The organism is Dinoroseobacter shibae DFL 12 = DSM 16493 (assembly GCF_000018145.1).
Taxonomy (GTDB): Bacteria; Pseudomonadota; Alphaproteobacteria; order Rhodobacterales; family Rhodobacteraceae; genus Dinoroseobacter; species Dinoroseobacter shibae.
Genome location: NC_009957.1, coordinates 21,827 through 37,243, shown reverse-complemented (window position 1 = coordinate 37,243; position 15,417 = coordinate 21,827). Strand labels below are relative to the sequence as shown.

General features: G+C 60.3%; 23 protein-coding genes. 10 read left to right on the top strand and 13 right to left on the bottom strand.

Annotated features, from left to right (window positions below; translation table 11 throughout):
• Positions 1-16 precede the first annotated feature (16 nt).
• The 6 genes from DSHI_RS22655 to DSHI_RS20000 are packed head-to-tail and all read right to left on the bottom strand — an operon-like array spanning position 17 to position 4,106.
• The gene (locus DSHI_RS22655) at positions 17-184 is read right to left on the bottom strand and encodes a hypothetical protein (RefSeq protein ID WP_012187326.1); all 168 of its coding nucleotides are present in this window, start codon (positions 182-184) and stop codon (positions 17-19) included.
• A complete protein-coding gene (locus DSHI_RS20020; protein ID WP_012187325.1) occupies positions 181-2,544 on the bottom strand; it encodes a VirB4 family type IV secretion/conjugal transfer ATPase in 2,364 nt (787 codons plus the stop codon). Before DSHI_RS20020 ends, DSHI_RS22655 begins: the two co-directional genes overlap by 4 nt.
• A complete protein-coding gene (locus DSHI_RS20015) occupies positions 2,534-2,812 on the bottom strand; it encodes a VirB3 family type IV secretion system protein (protein ID WP_012187324.1) in 279 nt (92 codons plus the stop codon). Before DSHI_RS20015 ends, DSHI_RS20020 begins: the two co-directional genes overlap by 11 nt.
• A complete protein-coding gene (locus DSHI_RS20010; RefSeq protein WP_012187323.1) occupies positions 2,805-3,098 on the bottom strand; it encodes a TrbC/VirB2 family protein in 294 nt (97 codons plus the stop codon). Before DSHI_RS20010 ends, DSHI_RS20015 begins: the two co-directional genes overlap by 8 nt.
• Entirely contained in the window at positions 3,095-3,709 is a 615-nt protein-coding gene (locus DSHI_RS22005) for a lytic transglycosylase domain-containing protein (protein WP_012187322.1), read from the bottom strand. Before DSHI_RS22005 ends, DSHI_RS20010 begins: the two co-directional genes overlap by 4 nt.
• A 43-nt stretch (positions 3,710-3,752) precedes the next feature.
• Complete coding sequence (locus tag DSHI_RS20000; RefSeq protein ID WP_012187321.1) at positions 3,753-4,106, bottom strand: hypothetical protein; 354 nt, start codon at positions 4,104-4,106, stop codon at positions 3,753-3,755.
• A 215-nt stretch (positions 4,107-4,321) separates the two neighbouring features.
• Between DSHI_RS20000 and DSHI_RS19995 the strand changes: the two genes are divergently transcribed.
• The 3 genes from DSHI_RS19995 to DSHI_RS19985 all read left to right on the top strand — a co-directional run bounded on the left by DSHI_RS19995 (position 4,322) and on the right by DSHI_RS19985 (position 5,347).
• Positions 4,322-4,570 carry a hypothetical protein gene (locus DSHI_RS19995; protein ID WP_044029511.1) on the top strand — a complete coding sequence of 83 codons (249 nt, stop codon included), beginning with the start codon at positions 4,322-4,324 and terminating at the stop codon, positions 4,568-4,570.
• 124 nt (positions 4,571-4,694) lie between these two features.
• Positions 4,695-4,952, top strand: coding sequence for a helix-turn-helix domain-containing protein (locus tag DSHI_RS19990; RefSeq protein ID WP_012187319.1), 258 nt, complete (start codon positions 4,695-4,697; stop codon positions 4,950-4,952).
• A gap of 167 nt (positions 4,953-5,119) precedes the next feature.
• Positions 5,120-5,347 carry a hypothetical protein gene (locus tag DSHI_RS19985; RefSeq protein ID WP_012187318.1) on the top strand — a complete coding sequence of 76 codons (228 nt, stop codon included), beginning with the start codon at positions 5,120-5,122 and terminating at the stop codon, positions 5,345-5,347.
• Between the two features lie 160 nt (positions 5,348-5,507).
• Here DSHI_RS19985 and DSHI_RS19980 read toward each other — a convergent pair whose 3' ends face one another.
• Positions 5,508-6,359 carry a cation diffusion facilitator family transporter gene (locus tag DSHI_RS19980; protein ID WP_007803328.1) on the bottom strand — a complete coding sequence of 284 codons (852 nt, stop codon included), beginning with the start codon at positions 6,357-6,359 and terminating at the stop codon, positions 5,508-5,510.
• Between the two features lie 63 nt (positions 6,360-6,422).
• On the opposite strand from DSHI_RS19980, the gene DSHI_RS19975 reads away from it, so the two are divergent.
• Positions 6,423-6,773: an ArsR/SmtB family transcription factor gene (locus DSHI_RS19975; RefSeq protein ID WP_007803330.1), complete on the top strand. Its 351-nt coding sequence runs from the start codon at positions 6,423-6,425 to the stop codon at positions 6,771-6,773.
• Positions 6,774-6,961: 188 nt separating this feature from the next.
• Here DSHI_RS19975 and DSHI_RS22000 read toward each other — a convergent pair whose 3' ends face one another.
• The 6 genes from DSHI_RS22000 to DSHI_RS19950 form a co-directional block, all read right to left on the bottom strand.
• On the bottom strand, positions 6,962-7,708 hold the full coding sequence (locus tag DSHI_RS22000) for a hypothetical protein (protein WP_012187317.1): 747 nt from the start codon (positions 7,706-7,708) through the stop codon (positions 6,962-6,964).
• A 352-nt stretch (positions 7,709-8,060) separates the two neighbouring features.
• A complete protein-coding gene (locus tag DSHI_RS19970; RefSeq protein WP_012187173.1) occupies positions 8,061-8,372 on the bottom strand; it encodes a SpoIIAA family protein in 312 nt (103 codons plus the stop codon).
• Positions 8,344-9,309, bottom strand: coding sequence for a cation diffusion facilitator family transporter (locus tag DSHI_RS19965; protein WP_007803480.1), 966 nt, complete (start codon positions 9,307-9,309; stop codon positions 8,344-8,346). The genes DSHI_RS19970 and DSHI_RS19965 overlap by 29 nt, the downstream gene beginning before the upstream one ends.
• Positions 9,299-9,862: a transglutaminase-like domain-containing protein gene (locus tag DSHI_RS19960; protein ID WP_007803479.1), complete on the bottom strand. Its 564-nt coding sequence runs from the start codon at positions 9,860-9,862 to the stop codon at positions 9,299-9,301. The genes DSHI_RS19965 and DSHI_RS19960 overlap by 11 nt, the downstream gene beginning before the upstream one ends.
• A 69-nt stretch (positions 9,863-9,931) precedes the next feature.
• Positions 9,932-10,552: a cation efflux transmembrane domain-containing protein gene (locus tag DSHI_RS19955; RefSeq protein WP_008327361.1), complete on the bottom strand. Its 621-nt coding sequence runs from the start codon at positions 10,550-10,552 to the stop codon at positions 9,932-9,934.
• An 82-nt stretch (positions 10,553-10,634) separates the two neighbouring features.
• The gene (locus DSHI_RS19950; RefSeq protein WP_007803476.1) at positions 10,635-11,063 is read right to left on the bottom strand and encodes a MerR family transcriptional regulator; all 429 of its coding nucleotides are present in this window, start codon (positions 11,061-11,063) and stop codon (positions 10,635-10,637) included.
• Between the two features lie 213 nt (positions 11,064-11,276).
• On the opposite strand from DSHI_RS19950, the gene DSHI_RS19945 reads away from it, so the two are divergent.
• The 6 genes from DSHI_RS19945 to DSHI_RS19920 are packed head-to-tail and all read left to right on the top strand — an operon-like array spanning position 11,277 to position 15,416.
• Positions 11,277-11,843: an SCO family protein gene (locus tag DSHI_RS19945; RefSeq protein WP_007803475.1), complete on the top strand. Its 567-nt coding sequence runs from the start codon at positions 11,277-11,279 to the stop codon at positions 11,841-11,843.
• Between the two features lie 5 nt (positions 11,844-11,848).
• Positions 11,849-12,271: a disulfide bond formation protein B gene (locus tag DSHI_RS19940; RefSeq protein ID WP_007803474.1), complete on the top strand. Its 423-nt coding sequence runs from the start codon at positions 11,849-11,851 to the stop codon at positions 12,269-12,271.
• Positions 12,268-12,927 carry a DsbA family protein gene (locus tag DSHI_RS19935; protein WP_007803472.1) on the top strand — a complete coding sequence of 220 codons (660 nt, stop codon included), beginning with the start codon at positions 12,268-12,270 and terminating at the stop codon, positions 12,925-12,927. The genes DSHI_RS19940 and DSHI_RS19935 overlap by 4 nt, the downstream gene beginning before the upstream one ends.
• A 22-nt stretch (positions 12,928-12,949) precedes the next feature.
• Positions 12,950-13,420 carry a copper chaperone PCu(A)C gene (locus tag DSHI_RS19930; protein WP_008327335.1) on the top strand — a complete coding sequence of 157 codons (471 nt, stop codon included), beginning with the start codon at positions 12,950-12,952 and terminating at the stop codon, positions 13,418-13,420.
• The gene (locus DSHI_RS19925) at positions 13,420-14,046 is read left to right on the top strand and encodes an SCO family protein (RefSeq protein WP_007803468.1); all 627 of its coding nucleotides are present in this window, start codon (positions 13,420-13,422) and stop codon (positions 14,044-14,046) included. The genes DSHI_RS19930 and DSHI_RS19925 overlap by 1 nt, the downstream gene beginning before the upstream one ends.
• On the top strand, positions 14,043-15,416 hold the full coding sequence (locus DSHI_RS19920) for a M23 family metallopeptidase (RefSeq protein ID WP_007803467.1): 1,374 nt from the start codon (positions 14,043-14,045) through the stop codon (positions 15,414-15,416). The genes DSHI_RS19925 and DSHI_RS19920 overlap by 4 nt, the downstream gene beginning before the upstream one ends.
• The last annotated feature ends 1 nt before the right edge of the window (position 15,417 follow it).

The window sequence follows — 15,417 nt, the reverse complement described above, 5'->3', positions numbered from 1 at the left end:
GAGGATATGAGGCAGGCTAGACGTCAACGTCGCCCTCCGGCGCGCCGAGCGGTGCGAAGTGGCAATCCTGGGCTGTCGCTGCCGTCGAGGCGAGAAAGGAAAAGCAATTGGCCTGCGGCTCCCGATACTGGGTGCAGGAGGTCAGCGCGCCGAGCGCAGCCAAAGTGATAAGAATACGGATCATGAAAGCCTCCAGAAGTCTGGGCGGTCGCGGTAATCGGCGCCGACGAGCGCCTCGCCTTTCTCCATGCCGCCGAGGATGGTGAGCGTGGGACCAAGGGCGCTCAGATCGGCATCGACGACGATCGAGCCCTGATCGTCGCGGATCAGCGCCAGGCGGCTGTTGCTGCCCGTGTTGAGAAGGACGTCGAGTTCCTTCTCCGTGAGGTTCAGCATGGCGTAATCCGCAGGCTGCGCGCGGATATTGGGCAGCAGGATCTGCGTCGGCACGGCCTCGACGATGGTCTTGCCGGTCCGGGTGCGCTCGAGCTGGCTCGCGTATTGCGTCATCATCACCGCGACGGTGTTCTGCTTGCGCGCGGTCACCAGCCAGTTCGACAGCCGCTCGGCGAAATACGCGTTATCGAGGGCCTTCCAGGCCTCGTCGATCACGATGATGGTGGGGCGGCGATCCTCGATCTCGCGTTCGACCCGGCGGAAAAGATAGGAGAGAACCGCCATCCGCTCCTTGTCGGCCTCGCTGTCGAGAATGCCGGTCAGATCGAAGCCCACGACATCGCCTTTGAGCGAGAAGGTGTCCTCGAGGCTCTGCCCGAAGATCCAGCCATAGCGGCCGTCCTCAGACCATTCGAGCAGGCGCTGGTGCAGATCGCCGCCATCATCGGTGGACACAAAAAGCGATGCGAAATCCCGCCAGTTCCGCAGGGCCGGATTGGAGGCCTGGGCATTCTGGCGCACGACTTCCTGGATGCGGTTGGTCTGTGCGGGCGTCAGGGGCTTGTCGGCGCGGTAGAGAAGCGTGGCAAGCCAGTCCGAGAGCCAGGCGGTCCCCCGCGCATCGGTTTCGGTCCAGAGCGGATTGAGACCCGTGGGCTGGCCTGCGTTCAGGGACGCGTAGCGCCCGCCATTCGCGCGGACCGCCATCTCCATACCAAGACGGTAATCGAAGACGAAGATCCGCGCCCCTGCTCGACGGGCTTGGGTCATCAGGAAGGCCGACAGCACCGATTTGCCCGACCCGGGTCGTCCCATGATCAGGGTATGGCCGCTGGTCGGTTCTTTGTCGGGCGAGCCTTGCTCGTGATAGGAAAACCGATAGGCGCTTTGCTCGGGCGTAGGCAAATATGTGACGACCCGGCCCCAAGGGGTAAGTGCTGCGGGTTTGCCGAGCTGTGTCCGGTGAAAGGCCGCAAAATCCGCGAAGTTGCGATTGGTGACGGCGCTGGCACGCACGCGCTTGGGCTGGTTGCCGGGATGCTGGCTGAGGTAATGGGCCTTTGCGGCGACCCGCTCACCGATCATCTTCACGCCTTCGGTCGCGGCGGCGTTCACGATTTCGGCGCTGAGCGTCTGCAGCTCGTCCAGCGTTTCGCAGAAGAGCGTCACGACCATGTGATGCTCGCCGAAGCTTTGGCGCTTGGCCTCGAGATCATCGGCGGCGATGTCGAGCGCTTCCAGGAGCGAGAGGGCCGCGTCCTGGCTCGCCTGCATCTGGCGCTTTTGCCGCTTGATGCGGCCCGCCATGAGGTTCGAATTGATCGGTGTGAAGGAATGGGTGACGATCATGTCGACCGGCAGGTTCAGCATGTCGAACATGGTGCAGGAGGTGCCTTCCGAGTATTCCCCGATGGTGAAACTCTTGCCGTAGCGATGGCCCACGACGCCTTCCGAGAGCTCGAAATGATCGCCTTGAAACGTCACTCGCGTGTTGGCGACGTTGAAGGACAGGAAGCCATAGGTGTTCGCCGGATAGAGCGGCAGTTCCTGGCCAGTGTTGAGGGCCCCTAGGAAGCCAATCAACTCGCCGGACTTGGCCGAAAGCACACGTGGGTTAAGCTCCGTCAGGCCAGACAGGAACACGTTCACGGCCTCGCCCAATCGGCGAAGGCGCTTCTCGGTCGCTTCCTTGAGGCGATCCGGCGCGCTGCGGTTCAGGAATGGCAGGACGCTTTTTGGAGGCGGGCGATGGATGATCGTAAGGGTGAGCGTCTTGTCGCGCAGCCCGCTGGTCTCTAGCTTCTTGCGCCAGAGCCGGTCGACTTCTCCCGCGAAACTGTCCTCGCGCAGCGGCTCGAGGTCCGGCGTGATCGCCTTCGAGACCTTATGGACGTAATAGCTGAACTCCGGCCCCAATTGCGCAATGATCCGGGCAAAGAGCGCGGTCACCTTGTCGAGATAGGCGTCATCGGTCGTATAGCTATTGACCCCGTCGAGCCGGATGCACTGGAAAAGCTCGTTGACCCGGGTCCGCACGGTCTGGTGATCGACGAGGCTCACATAGGGCAGCATGTGCGCGAGGCGGGTCTCGCGCGCATACCACTCCGGCGTCATCGTGCGGAGATCAAGCGCGGCTTCACGGGGCATAGCTGTCCCCGCCGTGGATGGAGCGGTTCCGCGTGGGCGGCGTCTCTTGCAGCGCCGTCATCATCACGTCGATGAAACGCGGATCCCAGTCCGCGGCCTTCCAGAGAACCGGGTAGAGCAGGGCGGCTACGCCCAGCACCGCAATGTGCTGGACCCAGACGAACAAGAGCACCGAGCCGAAAAGCCAGACCATCGCGTACATGATGGGCAGGCCCAGAAGCTTCGGAGGGCGCACGAGGCCCAGAAAGAGAGGCGCGCGCTCAGCCACCGGCGAAAACCGCGGCGACGATGGTGGGAGCGGCCGCAACACCAGCGATCCCGACGAGGACCCAGAGCGCCTGACGCAGATCGATGATATTGAAGAACCAGCTCAAGAAAACGCCAAGGACCGCGAGTGTGGCGATCACGACGCCGAGCGGGCCGGTTAGAGCATCGACAATGCCCTGCAACAAGCTTTGGATCGGGGATAGATCGATGCTTTGGGCAAGGGCGGGCTCGGCAATGAGCAGGAATAGCGCCAGTGAGGCGACAAAGAGGTTTGAAATCTGTCTCATGAATTTGATCCTTCCAATCGGGCCACGACGGCCATGACACGGGCCACGTGGTTCTGGGTTTCTCTGTAGGGGGGAATGCCGCCGTACTGGCGCACAGCGTCCGGCCCGGCGTTGTAGGCCGCGAGGGCAAGACGCGGATCGCCAAACGTGTTCAGCATCATCGCAAGATAGCGGGCGGAGCCGTCGAGGTTTTGAAGGGGATCACGCGGATCGACGCCAAGATCGCGCGCCGTCGCGGGCATCAATTGACCAAGGCCAATGGCGCCAGCACTCGAGACCGCATCCTGCCGATAGGCGCTCTCGACTTCGATATTGGCACGGTAGAGCGTCAGCCAATCACGAACCGAGAGGTCTGCGCGGCGCAGCGCAGGGTGCCCGGCATAGCGAAGGGCGGTGGCTTCTATGGCATTTAGAACTTCAGCGCGGGGTAGGGGAGCAGGCCGCGCAAGGGCAGCAACCTGAACTTCGTCTGGCCCAAGGTCAGTCTCACCGAGTATCGCCAGCCCATCAGCCGCCGACCCCTGTCCAATGCCATCATTGTAATTGCGGGCAAAGCTGTTCTGGGAGCGGGACGGGGTCAGAGAGCCATCGCTCTCCATGACCAGCACCATTTGCGCAGTGGCGGGACCCGCGAGATACCAGAAAAGGAGAAGGCTACTTGCTGCTGCCCTTGTCGGTCGCAGCCAGCTTGTGCGTCGTCCGCTGGCCTTCTTCGAGCGGGACATCGGCATGGGAGAAACCGATGCCGATAAGGAAGGAGACCACGCCCGTGATGGTTTTGAATTCGCGGATCTTGATGTCGTTGTAGGTCGTTCGGGTTCGGGCCGTGACCAGCAGCTTTTCCACACCCTCGTCAGAGACGACACGCATGATCCAGACCCCGTAATAGCTCGGGCCCTTCTTGTGTGCCGATTCCTGGCACAGGATTTCAGCGCTATAGCCACTTTCCACGAGTTCGCGGAAACGTGCTTCCGTAACCACATTTGGTGCTTCGATGTCCCAGTTCATGGCCCGGCTCACGCTTTCTTCAAACGCGCAACATCCGGGCATTCCCACTTGAAGCCCAGAGTTACGATAGTATATTATTAACTGCAAGGATATATTGCAGCGATACGGCTGTATCTCGGTTGCTCAAACTCTAGGCATGGCCATTGGCGTCTATCAAGGAAATAAGAGGTTCTAGAAACCTACGGTTGAGACGCTTCCTCGCTGCGCAAGTTTGGATACTCATTTTCCTCGTTGAGGAGGCAAACAGTGCAGGAAGCTGTCTCGCCCCGGTCCGGCCCTTCGTGCCAAGCGATTCGCAGGCCGCCCGGGATTATGCCGACATCATCCGACGGGACTTTGAGGTCTACATCGCGGACATTCAGGACTACTTTCGCTGCCTCGAGCAGGAGCGTGCGCGCGCCTTCGAAGAAGCCCGCGAAGTCAGTCAGGATTACGGTCGGTTTCTCGAACTGGTGGGGGATTGATGGGCCTCTGGGCATGCACCAGACTTGCACCCCTTGGAAACCAGACGCCGATAACATCCTCAAATATCTACTTTTTAGATAACGGATTTCATCCGCTAGCGACGTCACAAAAGGTATGTGACGCGTGGCGAAAACAATCAGAACAAATGGCCAGTTGGCGCTCGTCCGTGCGTTGGTTGATGCACGTCAGAATGCAGGTCTCAGCCAGCAGCAGTTGGCGGCGAAGCTCAATCGCCACCAGTCGTTTGTGGCACGTCTCGAAAGCGGCGAGCGTCGTATCGACGTCGTGGAGTTTACAGTTCTGGCGAGGGTCATTGGCTTTGACAAAAATGAAGTCCTGTCGATTGTCGAAGCTGCCACGGAGTCCGACCACAAGATTTGAAAACAACGAAATTTTGGGAGGCACCGCATTGGACGTCCCCACGTGAAGTGAGCTCCTTCAAGGAAGAGTAGCCAGCAAACATCCACCAATTGCGTCATGCTTTGCAGGCGAAGCCTGAGAACACGATGCCGCGATTGCAGCGCCAAAGTGCAGGAAGTCAGTAAACAGTGGACGATGATAAAGGTGAAGGCGTTGCGATCGCCAATCTGATCGGGACCGACGGGCGTAGCGTTGTTGGTTGGGTGTATCGCTGGAGTACGAGTGAGCTTGCGGTGATGTGGGGCGTCCATGGGTCCAAGCCGGTATCGGAAGCCCGGCCGGATCTGACTGAGGAACAGAAGCAGGAAATCGACTTCGACGGTTTGAAGCGGATCGGAAGCGGCGACAGCAAATAGGCTTCTCAGGTAGCCGCCAGTTCATATTGATGGATACGGTACGCCAGCATACCAGAAATTGGGGCCGCACGCGGCGAATGCGGACTCTGAGCCCAGACTCACCGATGCTGCGGGGCGCGCGAATGTCGGCTTTCGTTCGGCGCGTCGCACCATGATGGAGTTAGTCAGCTTCCACCAAGTCACTCCGGGCATCGCGGATGATCATCCACGACGAATGCAGGAAAAGCCCCGCGATCGCGAACGCGACGATCAGGTCGGGCCATGCACTGCCAAGCCACGCGACCAGCCCGGCGGCGATGACCACGGCGAGGTTGCCGATGGCGTCGTTGCGAGAGAACAGCCAGACGGCTCGCATATTGGCATCACCCTTGCGGTGCTTTAGCAGCGGCAGCACCGCGAGGATGTTTACGATCAGCGCACCTACCGCGAAGGCTCCCATCAACCCGGCTTCTGGCGTGGTCTGGTTGAGGACACGCCAGAGCGTGCTGCCGACAACGCCAAGGCCCAGAAGGCCCAGAAACACGCCTTGGATCATCGCCGACCGCGCCCGCCATGTCAGGCTCCAGCCGATGGCGAGCAGGCCCAGAAACGTGATCGCACCATCGCCCAGAAAATCGAGCGCGTCTGCCTTCAGCGCCTGCGAACCGGACAGGAACCCGCCGAACATTTCGACCACGCCGTATCCGAGATTGAGCGCGACCACGATCCAGAGCGCGCGGCGATAGCTCGGGTCCTTGTAGGCCGGATCGGACGATGTATCGCCGTCCTCGATCTTCTCGAAACCGTAGCCGGTCGCGTCGAGCGCGGGCCGCACTTTCGGCAGATCGCCGTCCGCGATCCGCAATGTCATGATGTGGGTGGCGGCGGACACTTTCACGTCGCCTTCGGCCACGCCCGCAGACCGGGCCGCGCGCTCGATCTCGGCGGCATCTTTCGCGCAGTCCATGCCTTGCACCCGCATTCGGATCGGGGAGGAGGCTGTCGCCAACTTGCTGTTATCGGGCTGGCTCATGTGCGATCCTTTTTGTGGTGGCGGGCGAAAAGGTACGCTGCTAACGTATCAGTGGATAATGATATGACAGCGCAAAACATTCAAGACGATCTTTCGGCACCCGATACACTGGAACTGCGGGCAAAGCTCTTCCGGGGCCTAAGCGATCCCAGCCGTCTGACGATCCTCGATGCGCTGGTGTCGGACGAACGCAACGTGCAGGAAATCGTCGGGCATACGGGTTTGGGTCAGCCCAACGTCTCGAACCATCTGCGCTGTCTGCTGGAATGCGGGCTGGTCAGTCGCCGCAGCAAAGGCCGTTTCGTTCGGTATCGTCTGGCGGACAGGCGGGTCGCCGATCTCATCCGTGATGCAGATCAGCTACTTGCCTCGACAGCCAACGGAGTTGATGCCTGCCAAAGCTATACGGACTAACCGGCGCGACCTGCTGCAATGTCCTATCGGTGCGCCAAACCTGAAGCAGCCATCTGCGCATCCGCAGCGAATGCACCCTTTGTCCCGCTCAGCTGACCTTGGCATCGACAGTAGCGAACGACCGGTGATTGAGTAACTCCGAGCACTTAGGTCAGCACGGATGAATGCCAACGCTGTCTTTGACGGCGCTAGTAGTTCACCTGCTCAAAACCGTAGTTGCCTTCATAGTCACGCCAGTCGACAAATACTGAGCGGTGATAGATGCCGGGGCAATTTTGCCCCCATCTTTCGAGACCAATTTGAGCGGTGGGGAGGGCGGTGATGGAAGTTCTTTGCCAAGCGAACTCACCTTGCGTTCCATATGTGCCAAGAACAACGTTGGCGCTACGTTCGCAATCTCCTTCGCTTCCAGCCTGGTATTGTCTTGCGTACTGGATATTAAAGACGCGAATAGACCGCACGAAATTGAACTCAGGACCGCTGATATCGATGTCCGCGCGATCTTGAACAAGCCGGAGGGCTCTATCGGCGAGTACGAAGTCATTAGGGGCATCTGGAGTGCGCAAAGCAGCCTCAATCGGGGTAGCGACATCTTGCGCTGGAAAAGACTGTCGCGGTTCAGTGCGGTTGTTCTGTAAGAACGCTTCAAAGATGCGGTTTACACTGTTTGGTGCTGGAGCGGTCTCATAGGACGCACCCATTGGACAGCGCCAAATTTGGAGCGGCGGCTCCACTGGCCAGGGCGTAATCCGCCGGATGAATTCGGCGCGAGCCCGAGCACAAGGGACAGAAGCGGGCCAGCCACCAGAGAGACACAAGAGGATTGCGCAATCGATCGGGTATGTCTGCGCTCGGGCGGACATCGGTAGTGAAAGGCCTGTCACGGTTAAAGTGACTACGACCGAGGGGAGAAGCTTCTTGAGTAAATGACGCATGCTGAGGACCCTCTGTGACAGACCTCAGCATACATACGAAAATATACTATCGCAACACTAAGTATAAAGACGCATAATGAAGTTTATGTTAACCAACTGGCGCCCTGAGCCGCTAAAACATTACGATTTGATAATGCCCCGGCAAGGGCAGTGCCACCGTACCAAAGTTACTCCTTTGCGAAAGGAGCGACCATGTTCAGAACTTTCGGATTGCTCTTGGGTCTCGCAACTGCTGTAGTTCTTTTGTTTATGGTTTCGAACAGATGCTGTCTTCTGCGAAGGCATCTGATTGAAAGCTACTCTACCTTTCACTTGCCCAGGCGATTGCCGCCTTCATTTCCGCCGGGTCGAACTAACGGAGTTCTGCCGTGGTCAGCACGTCGGCGAACCTGGTTCCCCACTCCAACAAAGCCCCTTCGCCCACCACAGCGACGCGGCGGAAGTCATTCCTATGGGCTGTGTCGATTTTCAGAACTTCGAGCAGAGCGGACGGCCCATCGTAGCCTTCGAACCTCGTGAGATCGAGAACCAGGCCGGGCTTACTTGTCTCTTGCAGGCGCTCATGAAGCAGGGCGTGCATCCGTTTCAGGTCGCTTTCGCTGAGCTTGCCCTCGCAGGCGAGGCCAATCGTGTCGTCATGAGCTGTCAGTGTCTCGGTGAACATGGTTTTCCTCCTCTTTTTCCGGTTTGCCGTGACCGTAAAGGTCAGCGTTTTCGTGTGCGCGGTCTTCGTGCTCAAATTCCAGACTCGAATGACCGATGCTGAAATCGTCCTTCAGCCGGTCCTTGATCGCGGCCTTGATCTTTTCGATTTGACCCCAGCCGTCCGCTGTCAGCACGACGTGGCAGTCCAGAGCCGCCTCGTGCTCCTGCATCTGCCACAGATGCACGTGATGAACGTCCGCGACACCATCCACACCCCGCATCGCCTGAACGACGGTTTCATTATCGATGTCCGGTGGACTGCCGAGCATCAGCGTCCGAATCGGACCGCCGATCTCGGTAAATGCGAGGTAGAGGATGTAGAGAGCGATGCCGATGGTGATCGCCGGGTCGACCCACCGCATGTTGTAGAGGAGGATGAGCGAGCCGCCGATGATGACCGCCACGGAGGCCAAAGCGTCCGATAGGTTGTGCAGGAAGAGCGCACGGATGTTCACGCTGCCTTTCTGCATCGAATAGGTGAGCAGCGCCGTCAACGTGTCGACGACCAGTGCCACACCGCCCAGGATCACCACCGTCCAGCCCTGTACCTCTGGTGGGTCGATCATGCGCATGCCACCCTCGTAGATCAGGTAGAAGCCGATCAGGATAAGTGTCGTGTAGTTGATGAGCGCTGCGACGATTTCTACCCGCCCATAGCCGAAGGTCATGCGCTTGTCCGCCGGGCGGCGAGCGATCTTACGCGCGAAGAAGGCGATCACCAGCGACGCCATGTCCGAGAAATTGTGGAGGGCATCCGCGATCAGCGCGAGGCTGCCGGAAAGGATCCCGCCGACGATCTGCGCGACCGTCAGGAGGCCGTTGGCCCAGATGGCGATGGAGACGCGACGATCACCGGATTGAGGATCGATGTGGGCGTGGCCGTGATCATGCGGCACGGTTCGTCTCCTCATGGCGGTGGTTCGGCCGATCGAATCCGGGGACCGGCGGCAAGATTCCGCGGCGGATGCGGCGAACCCTGGCATTCATCCAGTGACGGATGACGTGGCGATAGAGCAAGTCGCGCACAAATCCGAAGTTCTGGCGGTGATTGACCCATCCGTCGCCCAAGTCCACCTCTACCCAGGAGTGGAGGATTTCGGACGGCGCGAGGGGATAGACGAGTTCCGGAACGACGCCTCTCTGAAGCGCCTTGTGGATTGTGAACCCGTGCAGTCGGCAGCGAACTCCCACGCCACGCAGCAGGGCCATGAGGAGCGTGCCCTTGGTGTTGCACTGCCCGTGGCCATCTGCGAGGACCTCGGACGCCGGAATGTCGTCGGCGCGGTTGTAGCCGAAGGTAATCTCGTTCCTGACGAAATCGTAGATGGCCCCAATTCGGTCGTCGCTGGGAAGGTCTGCCCAGCCGCGCTCCTCGATCAGTTTTGCAATTGAGGTCGCGTCAAAATCCAGCAGCCGGGTTTTGGCCAAATGAGGGTCGGCGGGGTTCACGGGATACCTCCTCGAATCGTTCACGAGAATATGTAGTTGCTACAGTCACTGTAGCTTCAAGCCCCGATTTCAGGCCGAGTCCTTGGTTACCTGATCGTCATTGTGCACCGCCTTGTGGTGTTCACCATGCGCGTCTCTCAGGATTCCGACGCCACCCCAGGCCGCGATGCCGGCGACAATCACGCCCACGACAAGGTCCGGCCAATTCGTTCCGAGCCAGGCTACGAGCCCGCCTGCGACGACGATTCCGAGATTGGCCGCGAAGTCGTTCCAGCTGAACGTATTCGCCGCTCGGATGTTTACGTCTGGATCGCGAAGCCGTGCCAGCAGCCAGACGCAAAGTGCGTTGATGGCCGCCGCTACCAGCGCCATGACAATCATGATCGTGCCAAGAGGATCCGATCCGCCGACGTAGCGGCGCCACGCGTCATACAGGATTCCAAGGGCGAAGAGGATCAGCAGGCCGCCCGAAACGTTCGCCGCTCCGCGCTTCCACTTGGCGGAGCGGGACAGCGCGAAGAGGCTGATCGCGTAGACGAAACTGTCCGACAGATTGTCGAGGCCATTGGCGATAAGCGCGCTTGACTCGCCGAATGCGCCCGAGGCGAAGAAAGCGACTGCCAGCCCGATGTTGAGACCCAGCACGATCCAGAGTGTGCGTCTTTCCGTTGCGTTTCTCTGCTCCGCCATGCCGGGTATCCAAATTAGTGAATTGCCAATGAGTAACTAACACCGGGCTTTTTGCGTTCCGATCAAAGGTCGTCGAAATTGCTCAGGCGCCGATCTCTTCATGGTCGGTCAGGCATTCGGAATGGTCGCGCAGTACCTCGAGCACACGGCAATCAGAAGTCTGTCCGCCGCTGCACTCATGCACCATCCGCTTCAATTCCGTCCGCAGCGCCTCGAGCCGCGCCAATCGTTGCTCGACCTGTTTGAGTTGCCGACGGGCTATTGCATCCGCCTCAGCGCAGGACTTTCCCGGATGATCGCTGAGATCGAGGAGCTCACGGATCGCGTCCAACGAGAACCCCAGTTGCCGTGCGTGCCGGACGAATGACAAGCGGTCGAGTTCGGCGTCGCCATAGCGTCGTTGGCCCCCCTCGGTCCTGCCGGGCTCAGGCATAAGTCCGATCTGCTCGTAATACCGGATGGTCTGCACCTTTGTTCCGGTCTTCTTCGCCAGCGTCCCAATCGTCAGCATTTCCGCTCCCCACATTACCTACAGTGGGTGTAGCTTTATGCGGTGCGCATCACAAGCTTCACCCGAGTTTCACAGATCGGTGATTGTTGGCCGATCGATGACAATCACGCTTGAACCTACAGTAGCTAGAGGATGTAAACGCACACAAAATATAGAATCAGGTTCGGGCGGAGCGGCGTGAGGCTTTCAGGTCTTCAGAAGGTATTGTGGGTGTTGGCGGGCGCGGCGGCGTTCGTTTTCATCTGGCTGTTGCTATGGTCCGACTACCGTGCCGATCTTGCCCGCACCGAGAGTGAACCACCGTTTCTTGCTGATTTCGAACTGACCGATCATCGCGGCATGGTCCAAACGGACGAAGATTTCGCAGGGCGCTGGATGCTGGTCTTCTTTGGCTTCACCAATTGCCCCGACGTCTGTCCGACAACACTGTCCGAAGTCGCGGCCGTGATGGAGGGCCTGGGCGATGAGGCAGCAATGGTTCAGCCGATTTTCATAACGATTGATCCGGAGCGGGATACGCCGACTGCACTTGCCGAGTATGTGCCCCTGTTCGACGCAGGGATCATCGGGCTGACCGGTACACCGGAGCAGATCGCCGCGACATCCGAAACCTTTCCGATATTCTTTGAGCGGATCGAGCAGGCGACTGCGCCGGGCGGATACACGATGGGTCACACGTCGCATCTTTTCCTTTTCGACACGCAAGCAGGCTTCGCGGACTCCTGGCCCTACGGCACGCCCGCCGAAGAGATCCTCGCCGATCTGAGACAGAGGATCTGATCGTCATGACCCGACTTTCCGGAGAGACGGCCCTTGGCCTGGCCTGGATCATCGCGCTCACCGCGTCGCTTGCCGTGCTCTTCATCGGCGAGGTTCTGGGGCAGACACCTTGCGTGCTCTGCTGGTTCCAGCGTGCCTTCATGTTCCCCTTGGCCATCATCCTCGGGCTTGGGCTGTGGTGGCAGGATCGGCGCGTGGGTCGCTACGGGATCGCGCTGGCTTTGGGCGGTGCCGCCGTCGCGCTTTGGCACTTGGGCCTCTATGTCGGCGTTATCCCCGAGCGTATCCAGCCCTGCACGGCGACCGGCCCATCCTGTACCGACGACAATCAACTGGTCTTCGGCATTCCGATTCCTTTGATGGCGCTCGTCGCCTTCGCGATGATCGGTCTGCTGTCGGCTCTCTCACTGAAGGAAACACAAAAATGAAACGACGCGGCCTCATCCTGTCCGTTCTCGCGCTCGGGGTCGCCGGTTTCGGCGGTGCCGCCTGGTATGCCACCCGCCCCGACCCGATTGCCGCGTCCGATCCCATCGACCCTGAAATGGCCGACGCGCTGATCCGACCCTATTCCCCGATCCTCGGGCCCGAGGATGCGCCCGTAACCATCGTTGAATTCTTCGACCCGGCCTGCGAGGCATGCCGCGCTTTCTATCCGGTCGTCGAGGATATCATGGCGGAGCACGGAGACGCGGTGCGCGTTGTAATCCGCTATACGCCTTTTCACGGCGAGGCGTCGGTAGAAGCGATCCGTGTGCTCGAGGCGGCGCGCATGCAGGACGTGTTTGAACCTGTGCTCGAGGCAGTCTTGCGAGAGCAGCCCAGATGGGCGTCTCACGGGACCCCGGCACCCGGATTGATCCTTGAGATTGCAGCAAGCGGAGGTCTGGATGTCGAAGCTGCCCGGACACAGATGCTGGCCCCCGGTGTTGTGGCGGTGCTCAACCAGGACCGCGCCGATGTCGAGACAGTCGGGGTCCGCCAAACGCCCACGTTCTTCGTGAACGGCAAGCCTCTCGATCCGTTCGGTGAGGCCGAATTGCAGAGGCTGGTGGCAGTGGAAGTTGCGGCAAGCCAAAGCTGATTTGCGGAGGCAGGAGAAACGAGTGGTGAAGAAGTTGAGATATACCAATGCATTGGCCGTGCTTTTGACGGTTGCAGGGCTGTCGGCCCCCGCACTGGCCGGTTCGGAGGATGTCGTGGTCGAGAATGCGTGGTCCCGCGCCTCGATCGGCGTCAACAGGCCAGGTGCCGCCTATATGACCGTGCGCAACACGGGTGAAGACGCCGTTACGCTGACCGGACTTGCGACACCGCTGGCAATGATGCCCGAGATCCATGAGTCGAAAACCAACTCCGATGGCGTCAGTTCCATGGCGCCTGCAGGCGAGATCACGATTGAGCCCGGCCAAAGCGTGGCATTGGAGCCGGGCGGGTTGCACGCCATGCTCATGAAGCTGCAAGAGCCGATGACCGAAGGCGAGAATTTCCCGCTGACACTGACCTTCTCGGATGGCGGCAAGGTGACGGTCGAGGTCCCAATCCTCGGAATCGCCGCGCGTGGACCGGAGGGCTGATGCAACGTCGGCAGCTCCTTCTATACGGCGCAGCCGGTGCCGGCGTTCTTGGCCTGACGCTCTTCGTGGGCTGGTGGCGGGTGGACGGGCCCGGTGCGCCTGAACCAAAAGGGCAGCGGCCCCTGCCCCTATCGGCGATGGAGTTCCGGCTGACCGACCACGAGGAAAATGAGGTAGGGCCTGGCAACCTGATCGGTCGTCCCACAATGGTGTTTTTCGGGTTCACCTACTGCCCGGACGTCTGCCCGACGACCCTATCGGATATTTCCGGCTGGCTTGAGGAACTGGGCGACGAAGCATCAGAGATGAACGTGGTCTTCATCACGGTCGACCCGGAGCGGGACACGGTCGAGGCCATGGCCGAATATGTCGGCTATTTTCATCCGGTCATTCGTGGCTGGACGGGGCCGGAAGACCAAATTGCCCGCGCTGCAGAAGGGTTTCGTGCCTCATTTGAGCGCGTCCCGACTGAGGGCGGCGGCTATACGATGAACCATACGGCAAGCGTATTCCTGTTCGATGCCGAGGGTGAGCTCGTCACCATGATCGACTATCACGAGCAAAGAGAATTCGCGGTGCCGAAGATCCAGCGCGCACTGACAGAAGACGTAGAGGGGGCAACATGAAGATAAGAACTGTCTTGGCGGCCGTTGCGGTCGCAGGCGCATTTTCGGTGACCGCCATCGCCATCTCTGGCGTTCTGTCCAAAGAACCGGTGCCCCCTGCGATTGCTGAAGCGACCCTCTGGACTCCCAATCCGCTTGCGCCGCCTCGGATTACCGAAACCAATTCGGTCCGCCCTACACTCGCCCAGGCGGATATCGCATTCGAGTTCAGACCCCGGCCGCTCCTGACCGTTTCCCCCGCTGATACCTCCTTGCCATCTATCGAGCCCCCGCTGGTCACCTGGTCGCGGGAGATTGCGTCCGGCGAGACGCTTGATGCGGTCCTTTCCGATGCGGGGCTGGATGCTTCGGATCGCGCCGAAATCGCCTTGGCGATTGGCACGGAATACGATCTGCGCCGTCTGCGTCCGGGTCACATCATTACGGTGGTTTCCACAACGGACGACAACCCGCGTCGTGTAGAGCTCGCCGTCGAAGACGGTGTCCGGATAGAGGCGGTCTTCGGCGAACAGCTTGCCGCCCGCGTGTTGGACCCGGATCCCGAATTGGTGACTTTCGCCGGCGAGGCGGTGATCGAGAGCTCGATTTTCGCCGCCCTGAACACGGCAGACATCCCCGCCCGTTTTGCGGTGGACCTGGCGCAGATGCTGGGCGGCACCGTGGATTTCCGTCGTGATCTTGCGGGTGGCGAGACGATGCGCCTCCTTTGGCGCGAGGCCCGAGACGGGAACAAGAGGATTGGTCAGCCCGAGCTTGCCTTTGCCGCACTGGATATCGATGGCTCGGTCTATGAAATCGTCTGGCCGAACGACGGCAGCGGCCAAGCGACGATCTATGTCGACGGAGAAGTCCTGCGCGTGTTTGCGCAACCGGTCGAAGGTGCACGGCTGAGTTCTGTGTTCGGGCGCCGCACCCATCCGGTCTACGGCAATGTACGGATGCACACAGGAGTCGACTTCGCGGCGGCGCGCGGCACGCCGGTACAGGCGACGGCGCCGGGCCGCGTTAGCTTCATCGGCCGACGCGGTGGGTATGGCCGGGTCGTCGAGATCGCTCATGGCTCCGACACCCTGACGCGCTATGCGCATCTGAGCGCCGTACCGGACGGGCTCACACAAGGGCAACGCGTGATGGCCGGAGATATGATCGGGCGGGTCGGTGCGACGGGTACCGCGACAGGCCCCAACCTACATTACGAAGTGCTGGTGGACGGTCGCCCAACCGACCCTCTCTCTGACGACCGATTGGCAGAGGCGGCCGAGCGTGAAGCGGACGACACGGCCGCGCTTGAGCGACTGCGTGAGGCGCGTTCACTTCTTGCTGAGAGGCTCGCCAGCGAATTTGCACAGACGACAACCGAAAGGCTTTGAT